Genomic DNA, 863 nt, shown 5'->3' with positions numbered 1-863 from the left:
CGCCCAGCTGCGCACGGTGCCGGGGATGCTGGACACGGTGGATGACGAACAGGTCCTGCCGGTGCTGCAGGCCCTGGCCCGGGACTACATGGTGGCCCCACAGTGGTCCACCACCTTGGGCACCCTGGGGGCCAAGCTGGTGCAGGACGGGCACCACGAGGCGGCCGTGCAGCTGCTGGCCCAACGTGCCAGGTGTGGGTGGCCGGGCACCCGGAGGTATTTCGTGAGGTGGTCACCGGACGTTCGCCTCCTGGGTTCCCCGGGTCGTGGATGAGCTGCTGGCGCAGAAGATCCACCGCGAACTGGGCGGGGTGTTGAGCGCCGTGGCCGGGGACCGGGACCACCCGTTGCGCCGGGCGGTCACCGACTGGCTGGCCGGATTCACCCGGGACATGCAAAGCGACCCGGCCACCATAGCCAAGGTGGAGCAGTTCAAGCACTCGCTGCTCGGGGATCGGCAGTTGCGGGAACTTGCGGTCACCGGGTGGGGGTCACTGAAGGCCGGCCTGGATGCCTCCCTGGCCGATCCGGATTCCCCACTGTGCCGGGCCCTGAACGGAGCCGTACAGGACTTTGGGCGTCGACTGCTGCGTGATCGGGCCCTGCGCCAAAGTCTTGAGGCCCGTCTGGTCACGGTGGTGCAGCGGTTCACCGCAGAACACGGTAAGTCCCTGGCGGCTCTGGTCAGCGACACCGTGCGCGGCTGGGATCCGGCCGAGGCCAGCGCGAAGCTGGAGCTGCAGGTGGGCCGGGACCTGCAGTTCATCCGAATCAACGGGACCGTCATCGGGGCCCTGGCCGGGGTGGCCATCTATACCGGAGGGCAGCTAATCCTGCTCCTGGCCGGATAGCCGGGCGGCCCG

At 69.2% G+C, this 863-nt stretch carries 1 protein-coding gene and 1 pseudogene; both read left to right on the top strand.

All coding sequences use genetic code 11. The annotated features are described in order from the left end of the window. A pseudogene (locus tag JCM19049_RS15880) lies at positions 1 to 274 on the top strand (hypothetical protein); the annotation flags it as partial. Then, positions 267 to 851: a DUF445 domain-containing protein gene (locus JCM19049_RS15875; RefSeq protein WP_054822031.1), complete on the top strand. Its 585-nt coding sequence runs from the start codon at positions 267 to 269 to the stop codon at positions 849 to 851. The pseudogene JCM19049_RS15880 and the gene JCM19049_RS15875, both read left to right, overlap by 8 nt. Positions 852 to 863: the final 12 nt, after the last annotated feature.

This window comes from Arthrobacter sp. JCM 19049 (genome assembly GCF_001310435.1).
This window is presented reverse-complemented; position numbering and strand designations above follow the sequence as displayed.